Origin of the sequence: Parabacteroides sp. AF48-14 (genome assembly GCF_003477465.1) — a bacterium.
Lineage (GTDB): Bacteria > Bacteroidota > Bacteroidia > Bacteroidales > Tannerellaceae > Parabacteroides > Parabacteroides acidifaciens.
The window spans coordinates 115,858-140,404 of record NZ_QUDI01000006.1 but is presented as its reverse complement, the minus strand read 5'-3'; the positions used below and the strand labels follow the sequence as shown (position 1 = coordinate 140,404).

At 46.8% G+C, this 24,547-nt stretch carries 16 protein-coding genes and 1 pseudogene; 8 read left to right on the top strand and 9 right to left on the bottom strand.

Annotated elements, in window-relative coordinates:
- Window positions 1-95 precede the first annotated feature (95 nt).
- The gene (locus DW083_RS04555; RefSeq protein ID WP_199659141.1) at window positions 96-959 is read right to left on the bottom strand and encodes a helix-turn-helix domain-containing protein; all 864 of its coding nucleotides are present in this window, start codon (window positions 957-959) and stop codon (window positions 96-98) included.
- Between the two features lie 485 nt (window positions 960-1,444).
- Here DW083_RS04555 and DW083_RS04550 point away from each other — a divergent pair.
- The 5 genes and pseudogenes from DW083_RS04550 to DW083_RS04525 all read left to right on the top strand — a co-directional run bounded on the left by DW083_RS04550 (window position 1,445) and on the right by DW083_RS04525 (window position 13,068).
- Window positions 1,445-4,668, top strand: a pseudogene (locus DW083_RS04550) (SusC/RagA family TonB-linked outer membrane protein).
- Between the two features lie 17 nt (window positions 4,669-4,685).
- Entirely contained in the window at window positions 4,686-6,701 is a 2,016-nt protein-coding gene (locus DW083_RS04545) for a RagB/SusD family nutrient uptake outer membrane protein (protein ID WP_122331587.1), read from the top strand.
- A gap of 347 nt (window positions 6,702-7,048) precedes the next feature.
- Window positions 7,049-9,838, top strand: a complete 2,790-nt coding sequence (locus DW083_RS04535) for a glycoside hydrolase family 2 protein (protein ID WP_122331585.1) — start codon at window positions 7,049-7,051, stop codon at window positions 9,836-9,838.
- A gap of 762 nt (window positions 9,839-10,600) precedes the next feature.
- Window positions 10,601-12,406: a LysM peptidoglycan-binding domain-containing protein gene (locus DW083_RS04530; RefSeq protein ID WP_122331584.1), complete on the top strand. Its 1,806-nt coding sequence runs from the start codon at window positions 10,601-10,603 to the stop codon at window positions 12,404-12,406.
- Window positions 12,403-13,068 (top strand): porin family protein, encoded by a 666-nt coding sequence (locus tag DW083_RS04525; RefSeq protein ID WP_122331583.1) that lies wholly within the window; start codon window positions 12,403-12,405, stop codon window positions 13,066-13,068. Before DW083_RS04530 ends, DW083_RS04525 begins: the two co-directional genes overlap by 4 nt.
- Window positions 13,069-13,075: 7 nt before the next feature.
- Here DW083_RS04525 and DW083_RS04520 read toward each other — a convergent pair whose 3' ends face one another.
- From DW083_RS04520 to DW083_RS04490, 7 genes are all read right to left on the bottom strand, one after another.
- Window positions 13,076-15,736, bottom strand: a complete 2,661-nt coding sequence (locus DW083_RS04520) for a two-component regulator propeller domain-containing protein (protein WP_233551764.1) — start codon at window positions 15,734-15,736, stop codon at window positions 13,076-13,078.
- Between the two features lie 409 nt (window positions 15,737-16,145).
- Window positions 16,146-16,607, bottom strand: coding sequence for a DUF4293 domain-containing protein (locus DW083_RS04515; protein ID WP_122331581.1), 462 nt, complete (start codon window positions 16,605-16,607; stop codon window positions 16,146-16,148).
- 166 nt (window positions 16,608-16,773) lie between these two features.
- Entirely contained in the window at window positions 16,774-17,106 is a 333-nt protein-coding gene (locus DW083_RS04510) for a DNA-directed RNA polymerase subunit omega (protein WP_115500999.1), read from the bottom strand.
- 26 nt (window positions 17,107-17,132) lie between these two features.
- Window positions 17,133-17,942: an outer membrane protein assembly factor BamD gene (locus tag DW083_RS04505; protein ID WP_122331580.1), complete on the bottom strand. Its 810-nt coding sequence runs from the start codon at window positions 17,940-17,942 to the stop codon at window positions 17,133-17,135.
- Window positions 17,943-18,008: 66 nt separating this feature from the next.
- The gene (locus DW083_RS04500; protein ID WP_115501001.1) at window positions 18,009-18,434 is read right to left on the bottom strand and encodes an amino acid-binding protein; all 426 of its coding nucleotides are present in this window, start codon (window positions 18,432-18,434) and stop codon (window positions 18,009-18,011) included.
- A gap of 20 nt (window positions 18,435-18,454) precedes the next feature.
- Window positions 18,455-19,756 (bottom strand): phenylacetate--CoA ligase family protein, encoded by a 1,302-nt coding sequence (locus DW083_RS04495; protein ID WP_122331579.1) that lies wholly within the window; start codon window positions 19,754-19,756, stop codon window positions 18,455-18,457.
- A gap of 147 nt (window positions 19,757-19,903) precedes the next feature.
- The gene (locus tag DW083_RS04490) at window positions 19,904-20,161 is read right to left on the bottom strand and encodes a hypothetical protein (RefSeq protein ID WP_115501003.1); all 258 of its coding nucleotides are present in this window, start codon (window positions 20,159-20,161) and stop codon (window positions 19,904-19,906) included.
- 244 nt (window positions 20,162-20,405) lie between these two features.
- Between DW083_RS04490 and DW083_RS04485 the strand changes: the two genes are divergently transcribed.
- The 3 genes from DW083_RS04485 to DW083_RS04470 all read left to right on the top strand — a co-directional run bounded on the left by DW083_RS04485 (window position 20,406) and on the right by DW083_RS04470 (window position 23,560).
- Window positions 20,406-20,630, top strand: a complete 225-nt coding sequence (locus DW083_RS04485) for a hypothetical protein (RefSeq protein WP_122331578.1) — start codon at window positions 20,406-20,408, stop codon at window positions 20,628-20,630.
- A gap of 274 nt (window positions 20,631-20,904) precedes the next feature.
- On the top strand, window positions 20,905-22,716 hold the full coding sequence (locus tag DW083_RS04475; protein ID WP_122331577.1) for a helix-turn-helix domain-containing protein: 1,812 nt from the start codon (window positions 20,905-20,907) through the stop codon (window positions 22,714-22,716).
- Window positions 22,709-23,560: an SDR family oxidoreductase gene (locus DW083_RS04470; protein WP_122331576.1), complete on the top strand. Its 852-nt coding sequence runs from the start codon at window positions 22,709-22,711 to the stop codon at window positions 23,558-23,560. The genes DW083_RS04475 and DW083_RS04470 overlap by 8 nt, the downstream gene beginning before the upstream one ends.
- On the opposite strand, the gene DW083_RS04465 is transcribed toward DW083_RS04470, so the two are convergent.
- Window positions 23,539-24,546: an isoaspartyl peptidase/L-asparaginase family protein gene (locus DW083_RS04465; protein ID WP_122331575.1), complete on the bottom strand. Its 1,008-nt coding sequence runs from the start codon at window positions 24,544-24,546 to the stop codon at window positions 23,539-23,541. The genes DW083_RS04470 and DW083_RS04465 overlap by 22 nt on opposite strands.
- Window position 24,547: the final 1 nt, after the last annotated feature.

Here is a 24,547-nt window from a genome sequence, read left to right as displayed (position 1 = left end):
TAAAGTCCATGGAAAGGAACAAACGACCAGGAAGAACCCTGTTATTTATGCAACAAGGAACACAAAAGAGGAATAAGTAGACAAAACGGCTCTGGCTATTTTGTCACTTCACGCGGAGAAATCCCCATTTGCCGCTTAAAGATACGGGAAAAGTATTGAGGAGACTGGAAACCACAGGCAAAGCAAACCTCTTTAACAGACATCTCCGTATTCCGCAACAACTCTATGGCCTTGTTAATCCGTATTTGATTTAGATAGTCCAAAGGAGAAAGATTAAGATACCGGGAAAATAGCTTACGCAGATAACGCTCCCCTATCCCTGTCCGGGAAGCCACATCACTGATCGTGATATCGGACTGATAATTCTGGCGGATATATAAAATAGCCCTTTTTAACGAATCATTTGCACAAATCGGAAGATAAGCTTCATCCAGATAACGGTAAATCAGAATCAGCAATTCGGCATAATACATGACTACCAGATATTGATAATACTTACTCTTCTGATTCATTTCGTTCACGATGCACTGTACGGCACGCATGATACGGACATTATTGACGATCTTAATCAACCGGTTCTCCTCTGAAAAGATCATGACCGGCGTCAATTCATTTGCCGGTTCCTGCTCATGAGAATTGAAGCGAGAAAAAACTTCAGGCAGAAATTCAAGCTGCATCAGAGTCGTTTCCTCCGAACCCGCTTCAAACGTATGCTCGACATTGGAACAGATCACCATCATCTCATTCTCACTAAAACTGATACTCTCATTTTCCAAGTGCAGGATACAATTCCCCTTCTTCACATAGTTGATCTCGATACGCAAGTGCTTGTGCGGGCCAAACGTATCAAACGGCCGGAAAGAAACAAAACGGAACACATCTGCCAGACGTTTATGCTTCAGGTTTTCAGTTATACCTTCCAGTATTTCCCATAATGATTGTTCAGACGGTTGTTTCATATAACGCTGCATTTATTGATTGAACAAAGTTAACAAAAAATTAAAACAAGCACCGGTTCCGAAAAAGTATCCAACCCCTATCAACCGGTCGGATTAATTCCGTTTTATATCATTCTTTCCATCATTATATTCCTAAATATATACATATTTAAGCAATTAAAAAAGACTGTTTTTCAGTTATTACACCTATCGTACATTATTATAATATAATCCTTTTATTTGCTACACATCCGAACAAAACGTATATATAACACTAATATACAGAGATATGTAAAAACACACCTATTTACACACATCCAGAATATAATCCATTCTAATAATAAATTAATCCATTCCACCCAAATCAATAATAGCATTACTTTGCACAAAATTCAAGATGACACAAGAAGTACTATTCCAGATATATAACGAATCTATTCAAATGAAATATCGCAACAAACAAAATAAGATATATCTAATTTCTTTATTAATTAAACACATGAAGTATGTTGAAAAACTTTAAGCCGATCAGTCTAATCTTGTTAGCCGGCGCATTAAGCTATCCTGCTGTCAGCCACGCAGAGATGATGCCCAAACAACAGAATGTTGGTTTTTCCCAACAAAGTGGAAAACTCACCGGAGTGGTAGAAGATAGCTTCGGCCCGGTGGCCGGAGCGAGCGTTGTGGTGAAAGGCACCACAAATGGCATTATGACCGATATGAACGGACAGTTCATCTTGGAAGGAGTAAAAAACGGGGATATCATACAGATATCGTACATTGGCTATGTCACCAAAGAAATCAAATTCACAGGACAGGCAAGCCTGAAAATTTCTCTGGAAGAAGACACACAAAAACTGGATGAAGTCGTTGTTGTCGGCTTCGGTACACAAAAGAAAGTTAACCTGACAGGCTCAGTCGGCACGGTCAGTGCGGAAGCATTGGAATCCCGTCCCGTCCAAAACGCAGTCCAAGCATTGCAGGGCATGGTTCCGGGCTTACAAATCTCAACCACAAGCGGTACGCTGGATAAAAAGATGGACATGAACATCCGAGGTACCGGTACCATTGGTGAAGGATCAGAAGGCGGGCCGCTGGTATTGATCGACGGTATGGAGGCCGATATCAACTCCATCAATCCGCAGGATATAGAAAATATTTCTGTTTTGAAAGATGCGGCAGCCTCCTCTATTTACGGTTCACGTGCACCGTTCGGTGTTATCCTGGTAACAACCAAAAGCGGAAAAACCGGTAAAACGACCGTCAACTACAACAATAATTTCCGGTGGGGAAGCCCGGTTAAGATGCCGAAGCAAATGGACTCTTACACCTTTGCCACATTCTACAACGATGCTTGCTTCAATAAAGGCGACGGGGCCTATTTCAAGCCGGAGCATTTGCAACGTATCAAAGATTATCGAGACGGTAAAATATCTACGGTCAGCCTCGCAAACGGGGATTACTGGTATGACGGCTACACCGCCGGTAACGCCAATACAGACTGGTACGATACGATTTACCGCGACCACACTTTCTCGCAGGAGCATAATCTGAGCCTGAACGGCGGTTCGGAAAAAATCAACTACTATCTCTCCATGAACTATCTGGATCAAAATGGTTTGATGGAGTTCAATCAGGATACTTACAACCGTTATACGACAACAGCCAAAATCAATGTCATATTGACCGATTGGGCAAAACTCAATTACAGCAACCGTTTCACCCGCGAAGATTTCGGACGCCCTTCGGCTTTGACAAGCGACTTGTTCAGGGATCTTGCGAGACAGGGATGGCCGACATTGCCGGTATATGACGATAACGGCTATATGTACTCTTCCCCCTCTCCCGCCCTGGGATTGAGAGACGGAGGACGCGACAAAACCCAGACCGACAACGTCTACCAGCAGGCCTCATTGATTCTGGAACCGGTCAAAAACTGGATTACCCACGTCGATTTCAATTACAGGATCATGTCGGCCAACCGCCATTGGGACAAACAATACCTGTATAACCACGATGTCCACGGAAACCCGTATATATACGATTCAAGCTCCAATGTGCATGAAGACCAACTCAAAGAGAACTACATGAACATCAACGCTTACACGGAATACTCCCATAGCCTCGAATCCGGACATAATTTCAAAGGGATGGTCGGTTTCCAGGCAGAACAGTTAAAGAAGACCGAATTCGGATTGCAACGTAACGGCATCATCGTCCCGGGACAACCGGAAGTCGATATTACAACCGGACAGGACTATTACGGAAATACGATTACCCCGAGTACGAACGGTGCACGCTACGCCTGGTCTACAGCCGGTTTCTTCGGCCGTATCAACTATGACTACCAGGGTAAATATCTGGCAGAAGTCAACCTGCGTTACGACGGTACATCCCGTTTCCGTAAAGAACAGCGCTGGAATTGGTTCCCCTCCTTCTCTGTGGGATGGAACATTGCACGCGAAAGCTTCTGGGAACCCGTAGCCGATTATGTAGGCACACTAAAAATACGCGGTTCTTATGGTGAATTAGGAAACCAGAACACCAAAGAATGGTATCCGACTTACCGGGTACTGACGGTAAAAGCAAGTAACGGCGAATGGTTGCAAAACGGAATGAAGCCCAATACGGCAGAGGTCCCGGGCCTTATCAGCTCCTCTTTAGGTTGGGAACGCGTACGCAACTGGAATATCGGTTTCGACTTCGGAGCCTTCAACAACCGTTTGACCGGTTCATTCGATTATTATAACCGCATGACGCTCGACATGGTAGGCCCGGCACCCGAATTGCCTTACATCCTCGGCCTGGAAGTCCCCAAGACGAACAATACCGACTTGAAGACATACGGCTTCGATCTGGATATCAGCTGGAACGACCGCTTGCAGAACGGCCTGGGATATGGAATCAAATTTATCCTTTCCGATGCCCGTACCAAAATCACCCGCTATCCGAACCCGACCAATACGCTGGACAAATACCAGACCGGCCAGATGATGGGCGATATCTACGGATACGAAACGATCGGCATTGCCAAATCGAAAGAAGAGATAGACCAACACTTGGCCTCACTCCCGAACGGCGGACAAAATGCGCTGGGAACCAATTGGGATGCCGGTGACATCATGTACAAGGATCTGAACGGAGACGGTAAAATCGATAACGGCGGTAACAAGTACGACGACATGGGCGATATGAAAAAGATCGGTAACAACACGCCCCGCTACCTGTTCGGCCTGGATCTGAGCGCTGATTACAAAGCTTCGATTTCCGCGCCTTCTTCCAGGGAGTGATGAAACGTGATTACTGGCAGGGCAGTTCTTATTTCTGGGGTGTAACCAGCCTTTGGCACTCGACCGGTTTTGTAGAACATACAGACTATTTCCGCGCGGAAGCGTCAAACGACCTGTCGGCCAATTTAGACGCTTATTATCCCCGTCCCGTATTCGACTCCAGCAAAAACAGACAGAAACAGACAGCTTATCTGCAAAATGCCGCTTATATTCGTTTGAAGAACGTCCAGTTAGGCTATACATTGCCAGCAAACCTGACGCATAAGTTCTATGTTTCGAAACTGCGGGTATTTGTTTCCGGAGAAAACTTGTGGACCGGGACATCACTGGCTAAAATGTTCGACCCTGAGACTATCGGAGGAGGTGATGACACCGACAAAAACGGTAATGCTTATCCATTATCCAAAACGATATCTTTCGGTATAAGTGTAACTTTATAACAAAAACAAACAGAATCATGAAACAGATCAATATATTCAAATATGTAGCCGGAGCCGCACTGATCACGGTTTTCAGTTCCTGCAACGACTTTCTGGACAAGGAACCCCAAGCTACGATTTCACCGGACAAGTACCTGGTAGAAGAATCGCAACTGGCATCTTATGCAAACGGATTGTATAAAGACATACTGCCCGGGCATGGTTACGGCTACGGTATTTTCGGCGAAGACAAAGACACCGATAACCAGGCAAGCTTCGATTATAACGACCGGTACATTCCCGGACAATGGAAGACCAAACAGTCGCAAAAAATGGACGACGACTCTTACCGTTTCAAGTTCATCTATAGCTGCAATTATTTCCTCGAAAACGTATTGCCGCACTACAACGGGAAAACACTTTCGGGAGACGATACGAAAATCCGCCAATACATAGGGGAAATATACTTCCTCCGTGCACACGAATATTTCAAGCGTTACCAGATGTTCGGCGATTTCCCGATCGTACGCAACACGGTACCCGACCAGATGGAACCGCTGGCAGATGCCAGCAAACGCTCACCCCGTAATGAAGTGGCACGATTCATCATTTCCGACCTCGACTCGGCAATCATGCTGATGGGATCGGGCAAAGGCACCGACAAAACACGCATCAACAAGGAAACCGCTCTGTTGCTTAAATCGCGTGTCGCCCTGTTCGAAGGTACCTGGTTGAAATATTTCAAGAACACAGCGTTTGTCCCTAACGGACCGGAATGGCCGGGAAAAAGCAAAGAGTACAATGCGGGGTATCAATTCCCGACAGGAGATATCGACAAAGAAATCAACTATTTCCTGACTCAATCGATGGAAGCGGCCAAAGCAGTGGGAGACGCAATCACATTGGTTGAAAACACAGGCTTGGTACAGCAATCTGCAGCAGAAGCCGCCAACCCTTATATGGATATGTTTTCAGCAGAAAATATGTCCGAATACAGCGAAGTATTGTTGTGGCGTCCGTACAGCAAAGCTCTTGGGGTTACGCACAACGTAGTGACAGCAGGACAGCACGGCAACTACGGGATCGGCCTTACGCGTGGTATGGTAGAAGGTTTCCTGATGGCCAACGGCCTGCCGATCTATTCGGCTAATAGCGGTTACCAGGGAGACGAAACAATCGCCGACGTACGTAAAGACCGTGATTCGCGCCTCTCGATCTTCCTCAAAGAACCGGGACAAAAGAATATCCTGTTTGAAGCAGCGGGAGGAGACATGGCCGTGCCTGTCGAACCCTATCCGGTCATCCTGAACAGTAACCCTGAAAAAGGATACTCCACCGGTTACGCTTTACGTAAAGGCGGTAGCTATGACCGGAAGCAATGCGATAATACGCTTAACTATACGGGAGCTGTGGCATTCCGTGGCACGGAAGCCTTACTCAACTACATAGAAGCTTGCTACGAAAGAGACGGAGCATTGGACGGAACAGCCCAGAACTATTGGAGACAGATCCGCGAACGTTCCCATATCGATCCGGATTATAACAAGACAATCGCCGCAACAGACATGAGCAAAGAAGCGCTGAACGACTGGGGAGCATACTCCGCCGGACAACTGGTGAACCCGACCTTGTACAACATCCGCCGCGAACGCCGCTGCGAACTGATGGCGGAAGCATTGCGTTATATGGACCTGCGCCGTTGGAGAGCCATGGACCAGATGATCAATACTCCTTACCACATTGAAGGATTCAAAATCTGGGGCGAAATGCAAAACTGGTATAAAAACGAAGATGGCACGTCGCAACTGGTTTATGGTATGGACAATCAGAAATCAAACGTTTCGGAACCGACACGCAGCAAATACCTGCGCCCATACGAGAAAGTCAACAATAATATTGCAAAAGACGGATATAGATGGTCAATGGCACACTACCTGACTCCGTATAATATCCAGCATTTCGATATTACATCGAGCACCGGAAATATAGAAGATTCTCCCATTTACCAGAATCCATACTGGCCGACAGAAGCCAATATGCCGGCTATCCGGTAAGTTTCCGATATAAAAAAGAATTTTTACAACAAGAAACGCCGTTTCCTGGTACGAAAAACAAAATTTGCGGCCAGCGGAGGCGTTTCTTGCTGTAAATTTTGTTTTTTGAAGCCAGAAACAGCGTTTCCGGGTGTAAAAAAATCATTTTGTATCAAGCGGAGCCTCTTCTTGAACAAAAAATCACCGTTCGCAACAAGAAACAACGTTTCCTGAAACAAAAAAAATCATTTTGACACTTTCCACAAACGAAAACAATAAAAAGATTCTCCATCATAATCCATATTTAGTCTATCTTTATTACAAGACAAATACCTTTATTTGCACACGATAATTCTAATCTCTAATTTATGCGACGAATAAATATCTACATCTTGTTGACAGGCCTCCTTACCTGCCTGTTTTCATGTTCAAACAATCCTTCCCACATCTCCCTGGCCGGGGAATGGGAGTTTGCCTTAGACAGCACCGACACCGGAATAAACGAAGGTTGGTACTCGCAAACCCTCCCCAGCACTATCCAGCTCCCCGGTACGACAGACGATGCCGGATACGGGACACCCAACAAACTAAAGCCTGCCCTCCAGAAGCCGCAGGTCCTGCATCTCACCCGCAAGAACAGCTACGTCGGGCCCGCCTGGTACAGCAAAGAGGTCGACATACCTTCCGGTTGGAACGGAAAAAACGTCGAGCTCAAGCTGGAACGGGTGATCTGGCAGACATCCGTCTGGGTGGACGGAAAGCGAGTCGAAGGTATGCAGGAAAGCCTGGTCGCCCCTCATCTGTACGACCTCACAGAATATCTGACTCCCGGAAAACACAAAATAACGGTCCGCGTCGATAACCGGAAACGATATGATATTACGGCAGGCGACATGGCACATGCCTATACGAACGAGACACAGATCATGTGGAACGGGATCATCGGGGAAATATCCCTGACAGCCAAAGATGCCATATCGATCCGCAACCTGCAGGCATATCCCGACTACAAAAACAAGCAAGTAAGGATAAAATGCCAAATAAACAACGCGGGAGCCGCAACCACCGGTGCACTGACAACCGACATAAAAACGGCAACGGGGCCTGCAACGCAAATACAGCAACACGTAACGCTCCAGCCCGGAGAAAACCTTATCGACCAGGTATGCCCAATCAAAGACGATATCCAGGTATGGAACGAACTTTCGCCCACCCTTTATACGCTCCGGGCCTCCCTTGAAACAGATCCCTGCAAAGATTCCCGGGAAATCAAATTCGGCTTCCGGGATTTGGAGAAGAACGGACCGGCACTGCTGTTGAACGACCGGAAGATATTCCTTCGCGGGACGTTGGAATGCTGTATCTTCCCGCTTACCGGCTATCCCCCGATGGAACACGAAGGATGGGAAAAGGTGTTCAAGACTGCACGCGAATGGGGACTGAATCATCTCCGTTTCCATTCCTGGTGCCCGCCAAAAGCGGCGTTCGAAGTGGCGGACTCGCTCGGTTTCTATCTTCAGGTGGAACTTCCGCTCTGGTCGACCAATTTAAAGAAGGATGAGCGTGCCCCCTATTTATATGCCGAGGCGGATCGCATACTGGAAGAATACGGCAACCATCCCTCCTTCTGCCTGTTCAGCTTGGGGAACGAACTTCAATATGACTTCGAGTTCTTAGGCGCACTCCTGAATCATGTCAAAGAGAAAGACCCGCGTCATCTTTATACCACCACCTCCTTCACATTCGAAAGAGGACACGGCGACTGGCCGGAAGCCGATGACGACTTTTTCATCACGCAATGGACCCGGAAAGGATGGGTGCGCGGGCAAGGCGTGTTCAATACGGAATCCCCCCGGTTCGACAAAGACTATTCCGCCTCTGTCGAAGGGATGGATGTTCCCCTGATCACACACGAAATTGGCCAATATGCCGTCTATCCCGACCTGAAAGAGATCGAAAAATATACCGGCGTACTGGACCCGCTAAACTTTAAAGGCGTAAAAGAAGACCTCGAGAAGAAAGGACTGGCCGGCAAAGCAGACGACTACCTGATGGCAACAGGCCGGCTGGCAGCCCTGCTGTATAAGGAAGAGATCGAAAGAGCCATGAAGACTCCGGGAATCAGCGGTTTCCAACTGCTCGACTTGCACGACTTCCCCGGACAGGGAACGGCCCTTGTCGGACTGTTGAATGCCTTCTGGGAAAGCAAAGGCGTAACCGAGGCGGCTACATTCCGCCAGTCTTGCGCCCCCGTCACCCCCCTGGCCCGTTTCGCCAAAGCGGTCTATACATCCGCCGAAGAGTTCGAGGCAGGCATCGAAATGGTTAACTACAGCAATAGCGTTATCGAGGATGCCGTTATCGACTGGAAGCTGGCCGGACGGGACGGAAAGGCGATTGCCCAGGGAGAATTTCCGGCACGCCCGTTGCCTGTCGGAGAAAACAGCCCGGTCGGTAACATCCGTTGCCCGTTGAATACCGTCACAGAGGCAAAAGAGCTGACTCTGTCGGCTACATTACGAGGCAGTTCCTGCACAAACGAATGGAAGATATGGGTATATCCGACATCTTTGTCCGTCGACAAAGGGGACATTGTCGTCACAGACCGCCTCGCCACTGCCGAAAAAGCCCTGCAAGAAGGGAAGAAAGTATTATTCAACCCTCCTTACGAATCTTTGAAAGGATTGGAAGGGAAATTTGTCCCCGTCTTTTGGAGTCCTGTTCATTTCCCCAAACAGGCCGGAACAATGGGGCTGTTGCTCGACCCGGCCCACCCGGCATTCGCCCGTTTCCCGACTGACGGACACACAGACTGGCAATGGTGGAGGCTCACGACACAATCGAAAACGCTTTGCATCGACAGCCTGTACACGGAAGTCACCCCTCTTGTCGAATGCGTGGACAACTTTGCCAACAACCGTCGCCTGACCAACCTGTTCGAGACGAACTGCCTGAACGGCAAACTGATCGTATGCAGTATGGACCTGCTCCGCGAACAAGCCGAGAATCCGGAGAAGAAGCAATTGTTGTACAGCCTCGTGGAATATATGAAATCCGGTGCATTCAACCCGTCCCAACAGACCTCTCCCGCTACCATCCGGCAACTTCTAACCACCGGACAAACAGGTTCCCGGGAAAAACCGGAGTCCATTTATTAAGGACCTGCGATTTACAATAACTTATCGGGGATGTGTCAAAAACCGCTAAATGCTATAGGCAGGGGGTTGACGCATCCCTCTTTTGATTAATAATTCATAATACCGTGAATCCCCAAAAACACAGGAACTACAAGAATATCCATTCATTCCATTTTTTACAATAACCCCCTATTTTTCTATTTCACCTCAAAAAATGAACGATTTCAATTTGACTTTTCGCTATCGAAACAGCACATTTCGTGACAAACGGACCGGCGGCCTGCGCAGCCCGTTCAAAAAGGATGACATTTGTCAAAGCGGAGCAGAGACTTCCCGACATTCCGATAAAGCTTAACTCCCGGAGAATCGAATATTTGAAAGCATGAAGGGGAAGGGACAGGAATATGGCAAGGATTCGGAGGGTATTTTTCGGTAAACAGGCAGCTCTTTTCCATTACGACCGTCCTAATCGCCGTTACGACCGTCCTAATCTTCGCGAGGTGCCGAGTGCACTACCTATTAGCACGGTCGCGATGGCGATTAGGACGGTCGTCTTTTGGTAAAATTGCATATTTCACTAAAATAACCGGTCCGAAAGCGCTTTTTCGACCGGAAAACAATCGTCGGGGAGACACTTCTCGAAGCCTCTAAAGGAGGTTTTCAAGACGTTTTTTACAATAAGTAGGGTATATTTAGGGGTCAACTTATCTCAATAACCCATTTATGTATTTCACTCTCATTTTTTGTTGCTATCTTTGCCGCTAAATAATCCAATATCGGCAAATGAACAAGATTAGCATATATGTATTGACGTTCCTTCTGAGTCTGACCGGCGCGACTGCTTATGCGCAAAACAACAGGTCGCAAGTGGTTATTTCGAACGGACAAGACAACAATGTATTCTATCACACAATAGAAAGAGGACAAACCGTTTACGCGATCGCGACCATGTACGGAGTGACGACCGACGACATCTACCGGTTGAATCCGGGCAGCAAAGACGGTATCAAGGCTGGCGCCACCCTTAAAATCCCGCAACGGGACCTGGCAGGGGGCTCGTCGAAAAAACAGGACGGCAACTATATCTTCCATACGATCCAGCCGAAAGAGACACTGTATTCTTTGTCTATCCGCTACTCGGTACCGGCAACCGCCATCGTAAAAGCGAACCCTGGCTTGTCGACTTCCACGTTTACCATCGGCAAAACGATCCGTATCCCGGCCACACAGGTAGAAGATCTGCCGACAACGGAGGTAAAGACCGTCACCAAAGAGATTGAATACACAATACCGAAGAAAGAAACCATGTACCGGATCTGCCGGAAATTCAATATTTCAAGCTACGAGCTGATCAAGCGCAACCCCCAACTGAAAGAGGGCGTAAAAGCAGGCATGGTCATTAAAATACCGGTACAGACGAAAGAAAGCGTGACGACAAAACCGGCTACGGCCGTCCTTTCCGAACGGGATGCGAACGCCCTGCTTTCGGAACCGAAAAGCATCGAACGCGTCAATATGATCAAAGTAGCCCTGCTACTGCCGTTCATGACTTCCGAGACTAAGCCTTCGGCCGAGACGCAACGTTTCATCGAATATTACGAGGGCTTCCTGTTGGCAGTAGACAGCCTCCGCAATACGGGGTGCTCCGTCGACTTGTCCGTATTCGATACGGGCAACGGGACGAAGAAGCTCAAAGAGATACTTAAAGACGACGCTCTGCTGAACGCCAACCTTATCATCGGGGCTGTCCAGAACGACCAGATCAGCCCGGTTGCCGAGTTCGCACAGAAGAACAACATCAAGTATGTGATTCCGTTCACCTCGAAAAACGACGATGTCCTGTCGAATGCGCATATCTATCAGGTCAATACGCCTCACTCCTATCTCTACGCCAAGGCTGCACAAGCCGGTTGCGACCTCTTTGCAGCGGACAACGTGATCCTGCTGAACATGAACGACGGCAAAGACAAGACTGATTTTATCAAAACGTTCAAGACCGAAATGAAGCAACGGAACATCCCGTTCAAGGAGGTCAACTACAACGGCGAGACGCTGACAGCCGATATCGAGGCCCTGCTCGATGCGAACAAACGGAATGTGATCGTACCGACATCGGGCACGATGGATGCCTTGAACAAGATCAAGTCGCCCCTGCGCATGCTGGCGGAGACAAAACCGGAATTCGGGCTGACACTGTTCGGATATCCCGAGTGGCAGACTTATACGCGCGATTGCCTGGAAGATTTCTATGCGTTGAACACTTACATATACAGCAACTTCTATGCCGACAACCTGTCGAAAGAGGTTGCCGACTTCTATACCAAATATAAAAACTGGTACAGCAAGACGTTGATCAATATATTCCCGAAATACGGCATCTTAGGATTCGACACGGGCATGTTCTTCCTCGGAGCGATCAACAAATACGGTTCCAACTTCGAAGATAATCTGGATAAGATCAACTATCAGGGCGTACAGACGGGATTCGACTTCCACCGTGTAAACAACTGGGGAGGTTTCATCAATACGAACATCTTCATTGTTCATTACCAGAGTGATTTTAACGTAACCCGGAACGAAGTAAGATGATCAGAAAAGTTATTACTACAGCTCTCGTTTGCGTGCTTGCCTCAGGCGGCATCCATGCACAGGATAAGTTCAGACAGGAACTGTCGCTCGGCGCCTCTTTCGGCACGACCTTCTCCAAGGTGAGTTTCGCACAGACCAAAGTGCAGCAGGGCATGAAGATGGGCTACACGGGCGGGCTTACCATTCGCTGGATCACGGAGAAAAACCTTGGGTTGCAGGCGGAAGTGAATTTTGTCCAACAGGGTTGGGAAGAGAAGTTCGAGGAGCAACCGCAGTACAAATACAGCCGTACGATCAATTATATAGAGCTTCCGATCCTGACACATATCTACTTCGGCAGCAAGCGTTTCAGGGTATTCGTCAACCTGGGTCCGAAAGTGGGTTATGCTTTCGGCGAGAAGACGGACGAGAACCTGAACGGCGCCACGCCGAACACGGAAAACACGCAACACGGCATGCCGCTCGAAAAGAAATTCGACTGGGGATTATGCGGCGGACCGGGGTTCGAACTGCGTACGGGAATCGGTTCTTTCTTGCTTGAAGGCCGCTACTACTACGCTCTCGGGGATATCTTCAACAGCCGCAAGGAGGATTATTTCTCCAAATCGTCCTCACAGGTGATCTCTGCCAAGCTGACTTATATGATACCGATATTCAAATAAAAACGAGTTATAAATCCTGCCTGTACTGGGAAGGTGTCACACCGTACATCTGTTTGAACACGGTGCTGAAATAGCGTTGATGCGAGAAGCCGGCCTTCTCGGAGACTTCCTGTATGCTCAAGCCTTTGTCGGCAAGGAGCCGGACCGCTTCCTCCATCTTGAACTTATTGATATAATCGCCGATGCTGATATCTGCAAGCTGTTTCAACTTATTATAGAGCGAAGCGCGGCTCATCGCCATTTGTGTGGCAACAAACTGTACATCCAGATCCGGGTTCGTCAGGTTGCGGCTGATCAGGTCATTCAGTTTCTGCATGAACAGTTCGTCGGCCGGACTGAGGTTAATCAGAAAATGCAGTTTGTCTTCATACGTCTTACGTTCATGTTCCTGGATCGTCAAAGCCATTTTAAGCTCTTTTTTCTTCACTACTGACCATGCGGTCCACACCGAACCTCCCAGTATGACCAGAAGCAGCAGGGCGAAGAAACCGGTCGTCTTCCACCAAGGAGGCGTCACCGTAATCGAGAGCAGCTCGACGGGGGTACTCCAGTCGCCGTTTCGCTTGCTGCATGACACCCAGATATGATACTCGCCCACAGAGAGGGCATGGAAGGAAATGGCACGGCTGGAACGTTCGATCATCTCTTCCTGGTCGCCTCTCACATAATAACGGAACAGCTTCTTCCGCATCAGGTCGTTTTCCCTGACAATGATGTGGGCATTGAGGGAGGTATAGTTCCAGGGGATAGAGAGCCGGTTATTATTCCCTATCACGGCGGCACCGACCGATATGCCATCCAGTCCGACGTCGAGCAGGCTGATGGAGGGGTCCGCATCCTCGGGGAAGGGCACGTTGTCCCGGATATACACCAACCCGTTCACACCGGCCATATACAGATCGCCCGAAGTGGTCAGCAAAGGCGGCTTAAACAAATATTCATTGGCATAGACACCGTCGGATTCCCCGAAAACGACGGTTTTCTTCTCTCCCGGGATATAGGCGTATAGCCCGTTATGCGTCCCGATCCAGAGCCTTCCCTGTAAATCGAACCCTAACGAGCTGGTCCCGGCAAAACGGTTTTCCTCGATGGAAACAATCCGGCGTGTTGCGGGATCATACCGGAACAATCCGGTGGTTGTCCCGATCCAAAAACAACCTGCCTTATCGGGGCTAACAGTTCCCATCTGGCCGAGAGAATCAGGCGGATTAAAAAACGCACGTAGGGAATGGGTCTGGTGATCCAGTTCCAGCAATTGGAGCAAACTGCGCAGATAGGTGACAGAGTCGTTTCCGGAAACTTTCTGAAGGGATGAGCACACAAGGCCTTCCTCTTCGCACCTTATCGCTTTGAGACGCCCCGCCGGTTGGTCATACAAATAAACGCTATCGGAATACAAGAAAAAGCGGTCTTTATCCAGGCGGCTTAAATGGACGGACAAACCGGCACGGAAGATCCGGCGGGATCTTTCGGAATCCGCAACAGTATATTCACGCAAGCGGCCGGAAGATTTGTCGAAACGATACAGTCCCTGGCTGAAGACAGAAAGAAGGAGCTCTTTTTCTCCATAATCAATCACGGAGACCACCTTTCTGTCAAATGTCTCCGGATAATGGCGGAATACGCCGGTATGCGGATCAAAACGGTTAATACCGTCTCCGTCAGTTCCAAACCACAGAATATGGTCGCGGTCTTCATACATGCCGGTCACGGTCTTATAGCTCAGTCCGCCGGTCGAGTTTAGCGGCACGTCGCCATATGTATGCAGATAGGTTTCCTTCATGCCGATCAGTCCTCCCCGGATACTTCCGGCCCACATATTATTCTCCTGGTCGCTGTACAGGCAACCAAAAGAATTGACCGGCAAGGAATTGTCATCACCCGGCATATGCACGATCGACCGGATGCTATGTTTTTCCGTATTATAAATATAAATGCCGCCGCCATCCGTGGCAAACCACAGTTCGCCGTCTTTCTCCTTAATATCCAAAACGACATCGTTATTCAGCAGGTTTCCCGCATGCAGGTGGCAACGCTCCCTCCCTTCGCGCGTATAGCAATATACGCCATCCGCATATACCGACAGCCATATATCTTCCGAAGAGGCGAGGCAGACACTCGTTATCTCTTTTCCGGGCATAAAGGGGACCTGCTCCAGTTTGCCGCTTGCAGGGTAATACCACCACATCCCGTTACGGCGGCAGGCAAGCAGTATGATTTGCTTTTTCTCGTCATACATGCAGGCATGGGTAAAGGCCGAAGTCATCCGCCCGGGAATATCCACCGGCAAAACAGTGATCCGGTTACCGGCATAGGCATACCGGAAAGCCGTTCCTGCGCCGAAGAACAGCACTTCATCGTCAGTCACGACGGAACTGAACACATGCAAAGGCAAGCCGGCAAAAACGATGCGGATAAACTTGTCTTCACGGCGGTCATACCGGACCAACCCTTTATCCGTACCAATCCAGATATTGGAATGGCGGTCTTCCGTCAGAAAAAGAATATCATTACCGGGAATAGAGCAAGGATTATCTTTATCATAGAAATAAGACACGATCCGCTCCCGGTCGAAACGGTTCAGCCCGAAATTCGTCCCGATCCAGATCACTCCCTGATGGTCTGTCAAGACGCAATTGACCGTCGATTGCGAGAGACCGTCTTTCAAGGATATCTGTTTAAAATAATAGCTTGGAGAAACTGCTTGTGTAGAAAATATACATAAGATGAGACCTAATAATATGGCAAGCAGCTTTTTCATGTAGCAAATATAATAAAAAATATGATTTTTGAACAATCTTAGACGATATCAAACATAAAAATCAAGGTGTCCGAGTATCTTTGCATTGAAGACAAGCTAATAATGGGTAGCAGGCTCCTCCCAAAACAAGAACGCCGCCTTTCTCCCATAAAACCCGGAATCCTGTCCTGCAAAGGACTTGACGACAGGTATGCTAAGATTTATCAAAATGCTAATAGAGGTAAATATAGTCTTTAGGCTATCAGATTTAGGCCAAAAAAAGAGGATGTCTCAGTGATGAAACATCCTCTTCTTCTTATATAATATCAGATATTTATTATCTCAAACGATCCAGGGAACGAACCAGAGCTTCGTCCGCCCCGATATTGCGGATAGCTAAATAATCCAGAATCAGGCTGATCAGCGGGAAAGAGAGTGCAATCTTCAAGCTCAATGAGAAAATCTCCGTCTGGCCTTTCAGATTCCAACAAAAGAATGCAAACAGGCCATAAAAGCCCAACATCAAAATCGCATTAAATATGCAAAGACGTATCTGAAGGAGTCTTTTCTTAAACAGGAAGATTGTCAAAAGCGCCAGCAAAGAGATCACGACAACCAGCGCCAACAAGCCCCATGTCGGATACACGAGTTCCGGCTGGGCAGCCATCGTACTGATACCTGTCGCATCAAAAGTAAAAAACTGGTCGCCCGCTTGCAGGACAGCAAGGGGTAAAAACAAAATGGCAACCGTCAGTGCCACTATTATGAGTAAATATACGGTTTGTATTCGCTGTAGCATAATTTATATAAATTGAGAATTGAAAACTGAAAACTGAGAATTAAAAAGAGCAATTGCAAAAACCAAACCGGCTAAACCCCGTTTGTTATACACAATTGCTCCTTATACCTGAAAAAAGAAAACCAAAACATCTAATTGTCAATTCTCAATTTTCAATTTTCAATTATTAAAGGTTGTTCTTTTCTTTCGCCGGGTTCTTGTAATACACTTTCCCGTCTTCATACTCCTTAGCTGCGATCAGATTTGGTTTCGGGAGCTTTTCATAGTAACGTGAAATCTCAATCTGCTCTCTGTTTTCAAAAACTTCTTCGAGGTTATCATTATAAGATGCAAACTCCTGAAGTTTCTTTTCCAGATCCTGTTTCATTTCAACAGCAATCTGATTAGCACGTTTACCAATGATTGCAACGGTTTCATACACATTGCCCGTGTCTGCCGACAGCTTCATCATGTCGCGGGTAACTGTATTCGACGGAGCGTTAGTCTTTCTGTAATCCATACTTACTTTATTGATTAGTTGTTTCGTTAATACGTTTCTGTTATTCGTTTGCTGGCATAGTCGTAGAACTTCTGAACCTGTTTTACGTACTTGCCTTCGGGATATTCGTTCATGTAGTTGTAGTATTCATCCACAACTTCACGGTAACGGCCCTGCAACTTTTCTTCCACACTCACTATGGCCAATTCGTATTTGGAACGAATGGTATAGAACATAAACTCTTCCCTGTATTTTGAATAGGGATAGTTCTTAAGTGCGTTCTGCGCAGTGATCACACTTGAAAGATAGTTGTTTCCCATGTAGGTTCCCAGGTTGAAATACAACCGGACTGCCAATAATTCCTTGTATGCGAGTTTTTCCTGCAATTCGAACATAATGTTCTGGGCTTCCTTGGCCCGTTCGCTTTGCGGATAATACTCCAAATACAACTGCAACTGATTAATAGCTTCATACGTCTGTGTCTGGTCCAGACGAGGGTCCGGCGAATCCAGATACAATCCATATCCGGAATAATAGCGCGACAGCTCTGTGTACTCGCCTTTCGGATAAGTCGTATAATAGGTATTAAAGTACTGCGAAGCGGTCTGATAGTCCTTTTGGCCGTAATAGCTTTGTGCCAGCAAATACAACGATTCTTCGGCATTAGCTGTACCCTTGAATATGGGGACCAATTCATCCAGTAAAGTGGCAGACTTCGAATATTGTTTTGCATTGAAGTACTTCTTTGCATACGAATATTTCAGTTCGTAGTCTGTACTTTTCAGTATCTTATTATACTCCCCGCAGGAAGATAAGAATACTGTAATCATCATCAATAAAAATACAACCTTTTTCATTCACATACTTTTAGCGCGCAAAGTTAAAGTTTTCTGACAAATAAACGAAGCGCTTAACGTTAATATTTACAACTTGTATAAGTCACTGGCTGCAATCAGCTCCAGTTTATTGGCTTTTAGAATCTCTGCGCACTTCTCCACATTGTCCGGGCGAATGATCACATTGGCCGCTTCCCCTTGTGAAAAAGCATACATATATTCGATGAAAATACCGGCTGAAGTAATGATATCCATTGCTTTAGCCAATGCGCCCGGCTGGTTGGGGCAATGCAGGCAGACAACATCCGCTATGCTTACCGCATACAAACGTTCACGCAAAACCTTGATAGCCGTATCCGTATCCGACACGATCAAACGCAGAATGCCGAAATCCGAATTTTCGGCAACCGTGAAGGCTGACATGTTCACACCGGCTTCGCCTAATATCTTTGCCACTTCCGTAAAACGGCCTTTCTTATTCTCCAAAAAGATAGATAACTGTTTAATTAACATAGCATTTAATCTTTATAGGTTTATACTAATTTACGATTATCGACCACGTGTTTGGCTTTGCCCATGCTACGCTCGATACTGCGCGGCTCGACAATTTTTATATCGGGTTGCAAACCGATCACACTTTGCATGCGGTTCGCGATTTTCTTCTTCAAGGCGATCATCTTGTTCATCTCGTCCGAATAATATTCCTGGCGTACTTCCACCTGTATCTGGAATGTATCCGTATTGTTCACGCGGTCCACCACGATCAGGTAATGCGGTTCGAACTCCGGCATTTCAAGGATCACGGATTCGACCTGCGACGGGAATACGTTCACACCACGGATAATCAGCATATCATCGCTACGTCCGAGGATACGTCCCATACGCACTGCCGTACGGCCGCATTCGCACTTTTCATAGATCAGATGCGTCAGGTCACGCGTGCGATAGCGGATCATCGGCATACCTTCTTTTGTCAACGTCGTGAACACCAATTCCCCCTGCTTTCCCGGTTCAACAGGTTGCAGTGTGACCGGATCCACGATTTCCGGGAAGAAATGGTCTTCCCAAAGATGCGTACCGTTCTGGCATTCGCACTCACCTCCTACGCCCGGGCCACAGATTTCGGTCAAACCATAAATATCATAAGCCTTAATATTCAGTTTTTCTTCCAATTCCTTCCGCATATTTTCCGTCCAGGGTTCGGCTCCGAAAGCTCCGACGCGCAATTTAAATTCTTCCAACGGAATACCCGACGAATGGATCGTTTCAGCCAGATACAAGGCGTAAGAAGGCGTACAAGCCAATCCTTTCGCCCCGAAGTCGTGCATCAGTTGAATCTGTTTCTGTGTATTACCGCTACTCATCGGGATCACGGTTCCTCCGATATTTTCCACACCGGCATGCGCACCTAAACCTCCGGTAAACAAGCCGTAACCGTACGAAACCTGAACGGAATCATTCTTTGTCAGACCGTACGCGGTCAGACAACGTGCTACGGCCTCGGACCAGATAGACAAGTCTTTCCGGGTATATCCCACAACGATCGGTTTGCCGGTCGTGCCGGAAGAGGCGTGTAAACGTACGATCTCGGACATCGGCACGGCCATCAGTCCGAAAGGATAGTTGTCCCGCAAGTCCTGTTTAACAGTAAACGGAAGCTTCACTATATCATCTATAGAATGGATATCATCCGGAGTAATCCCCATTTCTTGCATTTTCTTACGATAAAAAGGGGAATTGTGGTATGCGTGTTCAACAACCCGCCGCAAGCGGATACTTTGTAGTTTCCGCATTTCTTCGCGGTCCATACACTCGATCGTTTCGTTCCAAATCATGGTATTAGTTTGTTATCTTTTAATTGTTAGTAGTCTAAATCAGTTGCAAAGTAATAACTTTTTTGGAAAGAAACCTCGTTTTGCCCTTCCTTTTATGCACATCTTATCCGTGGGACTGCCTTTTCAACGAAAAAGAGCCTGAATAACTCAGGCTCTTTTAATTTTATAAACATAGCTTACATCTTCTATGTTGACGACAGCAATCGATGCTACATCCGTCCTGCTTTTATTTTTACACAGGCAGACATACTTTTCTGACAAGCTTTTTCCCATTACATGAGAAATCAAACGCCCGGTTTGGCTATACACCCAAATTTCAACATCGACCCCTGTTTTCGCAGGAACAGTCAAATATGATTCGGGTGACATCAGTATCTGTCCCGATGACGAATAATGTGTATTCATAAAATTCTCATTTTTTTATATGCAATACAAATGAAACGTTTTTAGAACAAAATAGTGTGACAAAAAGTTTTTCACCTATGACAAATAGTCCCGAAATGCATAAAAAAACGATCAAACAGACCTGCCGGGACAATTTGTCACAACTTCGTGACAAAATGAGACAAGTAGTGGCCAAAAACACTTGCATCTCAACAGGAACCTCTATTTCTTTGCATATCGTTTGAAACCTCTAAGAATTTACAACATGAATAAAAAACAGATGATCCAGGCTATTGCTGACAAAACATTTTTGGAAACAGAGACCATTAAAAAAGTATTGGATGCATGCGAAATAATTTTAATGGAAAATATGCAGAAACAATACCAGCAATCACCGGATTTAAAAAAGTCAGTTTCATACAAAGGAAAGAAGGATGTGAAGATTATACAATTTCCCCGTCCAAGCAATATAAAGCACAATACGAATTAAGAAATAAACAATATGATATCTTTTTTGCATATATACACGGATATAAATGGCATGAAAGTAATAGGCGTCAGTCCCGGCGTGATACTTTTCACCGTCATCATTATCCTTATATTGATCGATATCATATTTTTATTGGTGATGAAATATAAATATACAATCGGATTTAAAAACAGAAAACTAGTTGAATATATCGATAAGGCAATAAAAAAGGAAGACACGGACCCTACTATATAATAATTTTGCCATATATTTGTAAGCAGTATAAAGTTCTATCATGAAGTATTTAAAGATTATAACCTGTATACTGTTTGGAATTATCCGGAGTTTCTCCGGTTTATCGGCACAAGAATCAATTCCTGACAGCCTTATCGATATCAAACTAGCTCGCTATACCGCAGAAACCGATCCCGACAAAGCATTGAGGATCGTCGAACTCGTCCGGCAACAGAAGAAAGCGCCGGAATACCAGATCGATTGGGTTATCACTCAGATTTATGGAAAAAAAGGACAGGACCGGATGGCCATCGAGATGGCTAAACGGACATTGGCAAACGACTCTGTCCGCAACAACCCGCAGTTCTACTTCAATATGTGTGTAAACATGATCGAAAGCATGATCTATTTGGAGGATTATGAACAGGCGATGCATTACGCAGAGGAGATGGTACAGCAGATCGAGAAAAAAGGAGCCAGTAGCAGCAATAAGCATCAGCCTTTTTGGGTTATGGCAAGAATATACAGGGCTACGGGTGACAAAGGGGAAGCCTATACCTTATTGAACAAGGCAATTGAACTGATTCAGCAAAGAATCGATTCGCTGCAAACGGAGAAGCAAGTTACAGCGATCAGTTTTCAGACGCAAGCCAAATATTACAGCGATCTTTCCCACTGGCAGGCTGAAGACGGCAATCTTGACGCCGCTATCCGGTCGGCATTGAATCAATATGAGACCATAACAAAGCTGGAACCCATAAAAGACGGGCCATATCCCTGGAAGATTCCTTTAAATGCGTTGAATAGAGAATATTGCATGGCATACGGTAATATTGCCTGCCTCTATGCGGAGTCCGGTGATACGGCCAACGGGCAGCAATGGTTTGACAAACTATTGGACAACCCGGCACACGATGCTTTTATTGCCCAGGGGTTAAAGATCAGGTATTACCAAATCAAAAAGAATTATCAGAAGGTGATCGAGCAGGCAACCCCTTATGCCAGCTTTCTAAAGGATGGCGACAGCATCAATTCGGTCCGGCTATCGGCTTTCCTGAACCTGGCAGAAGCCTATAAGCAATTAAAGCAACCGGAAAAGGCGCTTTTCTATACAGAAAAGGCGTTGGAGCAAACCGACAGCCTGAACCTGCGGAAGCAAAGAAGCAATGCGCTTGAAATGGCTACCATCTACGACACGCAGGAAAAAGAAAAAGAGATACAGAAACAGGATGCAAAACTTCATGCTCACCGGATACTTTCGGCTACAGCAGGAGGAACGATCTTGTTATTGGGAGTCATCCTCTGGCTGATCTGGCGGAACCTGAAAATGGCTCGCCGCAAAAACCGCCTTATGGTCACGCAGATAGACTCGCTTCTCTCCTACAAAGACGAATTAAATCTTGCAAAAGAAGAAATACGCAAGCTCACACAGCCCATCGAGACGGAATCCCCAAAAGAAGAAGCTGAAACTTCCGGAGATATCCCGGAAAACAATGTGCCGGTGACCTATACTACAGAAGATAAAGCAATGTTTGAAGAGCTGGATCGTATCCTGACAAAAGAACGTCTATTCCTGGACCCCGAATTGTCAAGGGATTCGCTTATCAAACGTACGCACATTAACAAGAACAGGATCGCATCTCTGATCCAGACGTTTACGGGAACGAACTTCAACGGTTATATCAACAATATGCGACTGGAATACTCCATCCTATTGCTTAAGGATTATACGAACTATACAATTCCGGCGGTAGCAGCCGACTCAGGCTTCAACAATGTCCGGACATTCTACCGTCTTTTCCGCGAAAGATACGGAATGACACCGACTGAATACCGCCAGATTGTATTGGATAATACGGAAACGAATGACTGACAAACAAATCATATTGGTAACCGGCGCATCCTCCGGTTTTGGTAAAATAACGGCTTCCCTATTGGCGCAACAAGGGCATATTGTGTACGGGACAAGCCGGAAAGAAACGACCGGCACACCCGAAGGAGTCCGGATGATCAAAATGGATGTTATCGACACTGCTTCCATACATGAAGCAATCGCACGGATCATTTCCGAACAAGGACGCATCGACGTGGTGGTCAACAATGCCGGAGTCGGGATAAGCGGCGCCATAGAACTGGCGACGGACGAAGAAATAGCCTGGCAGATGAATACGAACTTTACCGGAGTAACACGGGTTTGCAGTGCCGTATTGCCTTATATGCGCAAAGCGGGAAAAGGGAAAATCATCAACATCAGTTCCATTGGAGGCGTTATCGCTGTTCCTTTCCAGGGGTTTTATTCCGCCTCGAAATTCGCAGTCGAAGGATATAGCGAAGCATTAGCCGTAGAAGTCCATCCGTTCGGCATTCAGGTATGCCTCGTCGAACCGGGTGATTTCAATACCAATTTCACTGCCAACCGGAATATATCTTCGGCCACGCAGGAACATCCGGATTATAAAGAGACATTTGCCCGTTCGATGGGGATCATAGAGGATGCGGAAAACAACGGCTCCCATCCGGAAAAGTTGGGACAAGTCATTTGCAAGTTGGTAAAGGCCAAACGTCCGGCATTCCGGACAAAGGTCGGTCCGTTCGATCAGGTGTTATTTGCCAGAGTGAAAGGATTTTTACCGGATAAGCTGGTGCATGCCGTTATCCGGTTCTTTATAAGATCAAGTGAGAAAGCGACTGATCGCTATGGCTTTACTGGGCCATAGCGAACCATCTTATCTCCTATTCCGACTTCCTTTTCTACTTTATCCGTCCCTTTCAGTTTGTATAAATAGCCGCGAAACATTCCCGTACTGTTGAACGGCATGGCTATATTGCCATCCTTATCGACTGCGATCAGACCGCCGTTGCCTTCATTCGTATTCAGTTCGGTATTGATAATATAGCCGGCAGCCTTTTCCACCGGTTCCTGCAAATACTTATAACGGGCACAAACATTAAACGCGACTGCATGCCGGATAAAGTACTCGCCATGCCCAGTACAGGAAACGGCACAGCTATTGTTGTCCGCATACGTTCCGGCGCCGATCACCGGAGAATCGCCGATACGTCCCCATTTCTTCTTAAACATGCCGCCTGTACTGGTTCCGGCTGTCAGATTACCGTTCTTATCCAGGACGACGCAACCGACAGTGCCGTTCTTTTTGCTTTCCTGTTTCAGCTTTTCAATCCAGCCCAATGTCTTGGGAGTAGCAAAATACATATTGTCAACCAGTTCCAGCCCTTGCTCTTTAGCGAAAGCGTCAGCCCCGCTCCCGCTCAGCATCACATGGTCAGTCTTTGTCTTTACGGCGTAGGCTGCATTAATGGGGTGCTTGACTGTTTTCACACCGGCGACAGCACCGGCGGAAAGATCTTTGCCTTCCATAATGGATGCATCCAGTTCGAACGTCCCGTCAGCGGTACACGTCGCCCCTTTTCCTGCATTGAACAAGGGATTGCCTTCAAAATAGTTAATCACAGCCATCACCGCCTGCGGGCCTTCGCCACCGGAGGCTAAAATACGGTCGCCGATCATCAGGGCCGAATCCAAAGCGGCGTAATACTGAACAGACCTTTCAGGATCGTCCTGAAGGTCACCCATATTCCCGGCGCCTCCATGTACGACAATCACATATTCGCGCTCCTGTGCAAAAGCAGAGAGTGCGACACAGGAGCATACAAGACAAAATAAGATTAGTTTCTTTTTCATG